The 3,029-nt window shown below is 66.4% G+C and carries 3 protein-coding genes; 2 read left to right on the top strand and 1 reads right to left on the bottom strand.

From position 1 onward, the window contains the following. Positions 1–481: VOC family protein (locus ACZ4XD_RS37340; protein WP_468050013.1), on the top strand; the 481-nt coding region annotated here is incomplete at its 5' end. Between the two features lie 337 nt (positions 482–818). On the opposite strand, the gene ACZ4XD_RS37335 is transcribed toward ACZ4XD_RS37340, so the two are convergent. Next, a complete protein-coding gene (locus ACZ4XD_RS37335; protein WP_468050011.1) occupies positions 819–1,397 on the bottom strand; it encodes a hypothetical protein in 579 nt (192 codons plus the stop codon). 843 nt (positions 1,398–2,240) lie between these two features. Here ACZ4XD_RS37335 and ACZ4XD_RS37330 point away from each other — a divergent pair. Next, positions 2,241–3,029, top strand: a 789-nt coding sequence (locus ACZ4XD_RS37330; protein ID WP_468050009.1) for an EamA family transporter, incomplete at its 3' end; no start/stop codon positions are given.

Below are 3,029 nucleotides of genomic sequence, written 5' to 3'. Positions count from 1 at the left end.
GGGTGACGTGCTTGATCATGGGTGGATGACTGCCTTCTATCATGTGTGCTTCGTGGTCCCGGACATCGAGCAGGCGATGCAGGACTTTCAGCGTGCGGCCGGGGTTGAGTGGAGTGATCCGGTCTCCGACCGGCTTGGTGAGTGGGACTACCGCATCGTCTTCACCACGGGTGGGCCGCCCTTCATCGAGCTCATTGAAGGGCCGTCAGGCAGCCCCTGGGATGCCTCCAAGGGAGCCAGGTTCGATCACATCGGCTTCTGGACCAGCGATGTGCGGCATGGGTCCCGGCGTTTGGAAGAAGAGGGCATGCCCGTGGACTTCTCCGGCTGCCCGTACGGTCGGCCGTTTGCCTATCACCAGATGGACAGCGTCGGTGCACGAATCGAACTCGTTGACGTCGGCAGGCAAGCCGGCTTCCTCAGCAGGTGGAATCCGGGCGGGAAGCCGATGCCCGCCATCGACGAGCCCTTCAGATGCTGAGTTCTCGTCGCATGGCGCTCAGCCGGACGCAGCGGCGCGCCGCATGTGCGGGCCTACGGCGGACCGTGGGGCCGGTGAGCAGCACAGCTCACCGGCGGGTAGAGGGCCGGCCAGTGACCGCGGGGCTCATCCAACACTCCGAGACGCTGATCGCCTGGGCGGCCACCACCCTCATGACCAGGCGCCTGGCCCGGAAAGGCGCCACAAAGGCGCCACCCCAGCCGGCCGAGGCGACAAGCGCCGGCCGACACCTGACGGCGCTTCTCTACTCGTGCCTGACCCGAAGACCGGCAGCCCGAAGGCCGCCGGACGACAGTGAAATACCGGCTGGTCGAACCTACGAGGGGAGGTGGCCTGTGAAGGCCGTTTGGAAGTACGTGTTCTTGGTGAAGTGCTCGAGATAGCGGGGGTCACTCACTTCGAGGGCGAAGTCGGCGGATGTCCCCTCGTCTTCGTCGAGATCGGTGGAGTCGTCCTCGCGGATCTCCCAGGAGACGATGATCTCTTCGGCGCGGCGTGCAAAGTCGTCCGACCGCGGAGCGAGACATATGTAGTGGGTACCGTCCGAGAAGCCCCGCCCGCCGTGGGGGTCGAGCCGGCCTCGGTAAAACTCCTTCGCCTTGACGCGAGGTATGCGCACCTGGGTGGAGCCCTCCTCCAGCAGGTAGCCTTCCTCGTCAACACGCACCGTCGGGCCGAGGTACAACTCGAAAAGCTCGTTGAACTCGGCTTCCGTTGCGGCGGAGACAGGCCCGGCCCCGAAGTCACCACCCTCCTTCCAGGCATCCATGATGAGCTGCAGGCCGAATACGGGCCCCTGGGAGAACCCGTAGTTGTCGGGATCGCGGTACTGAACACTGCCGGTGAGGGTGGTGCCATGGCGCGCACCGGTGAAGACATCGAAGATGTAGGTCATGCGCCTGGATCCTAGTGATCAGGACTGACAACTGCCCTGGTGCGGCGGGACAGTCAGATCAGCGGCTCGGTTGTCTCGCGGACAGCATGTTCGAGCAGGCCACGTCGTCTGCTTCTGTTCCCCGGGCAGGGGAAGTGCGAGTTGGTGTCCCGTTCGGCCAGTTGACCAGGGCAGCCCACGATCAGAAACACGCACGAACAGCCCCAGGTGGATCACCCTGGGACTTCCACCGGAGAGCTGGGACACAGTCGTGCTCAGCCTGTGGTTGCTGGGCCAGGCAGTGTGCTGCTGCCTCGATCGCTTCTTTCTTGAGCTATTCAACTGGTACGCCCCGGCTGTCATCCCAGTCGTCGAGGTTGTGGGCACACACGACGAGCGGCTGCAGTGCGTCCGGGTAATCGAGGCCCCAGGCGACGTCGCGCCAGACCGGGAAGGTGCCGGCCGCAGGGTCGAGGGAACCGTCCGCCATACGCCCGGCGAGCCAGTAGGAACGGCACCACCCCGGCCCATGTGGCCGCGGAAGTTCCCGAAGGGCGAAGGCGTGTCCATGGCAGGCGAAGAGCATGCCTCCCATGCAGGCGCGACCTGGCGCAACAGTCGTGCCGCCTCGGGGCCGGGAGCCGGTTGCCCGGGCGAATGATCACAGCCCATGCGCGACGCCCCCCACGAAAAGCAACCTTGTTAGGTAAGCCTTACCTGCTTTACAGTCTCACGGGTCGGTTTCTGTTGCGCGCCCGGACGTGCGACCGGTCCGACTTTTTTGCTGTGCAATCCCGCCCGAATCGGAGGAATCGCCGTGCCCGGATCCCTACCCGTCGTTGGCGCCGCTGCCCTGTTCGCCTCATGGGCACTGGCCGCTCAGGAGTTCAAGTGAGAGGCAACCGGCCGGCGTTCGATACGGTCTTGACCGCTCTGGCTCCGGCGGTGTGGGGCAGCACCTACCTGGTGACGACGGAGCTCCTTCCGTCCGACAGGCCGCTGCTGGCTTCCACAGTGCGAGCGCTACCGGCCGGGTTGGTGCTGCTCGCGGTCGGCCGGGTGCTGCCGCGCGGGGTGTGGTGGTGGCGTGCCTTGGTGCTGGGGGTGCTGAACATCGGCGCCTTCTTCTACCTGCTGTTCGTCGCGGCGTATCACCTGCCCGGTGGCGTGGCTGCCCTGGTGGTTGCGGTGCAGCCGATGCTGGTACTGCTGCTGGCGACAGCCCTGCTGAAGGACCGGATCCGACCGGTGCAAGTGGCAGCGTGCGTGCTCGGTGTGGTGGGAGTGGCGCTGCTGGTGCTGCAACCGCAGGCCGGACTGGATGCCGTAGGTGTGCTCGCCGGCCTGGGCGGCGCGGTCTGCATGGCGTCCGGCATCGTGCTCACCAAGCGCTGGGGCCGACCGGCGGGCGTGACCGTACTGACCTTTACCGGGTGGCAGTTGGCCGTCGGGGGCCTGATTCTGGCGCCGGCCACGCTGGTCGCCGAAGGGCTCCCGGGGCGCATCACCGGCTCGAACATCGTCGGGTTCGCCTACCTGAGCGTGGTGGGGGCCCTGCTTGCCTACGCGCTGTGGTTCCGGGGCATCGGGCGGCTGCCCGCATTGGCGGTGTCGATCCTCGGGTTCGCCAGCCCGTTGGCCGCAGCGGTCCTC

The sequence above is a fragment of the Streptomyces sp. NPDC029466 genome (assembly GCF_055574515.1).
Note: the sequence above shows the minus strand (reverse complement) of the source record. Positions and strands in the feature narration are given on the sequence as shown.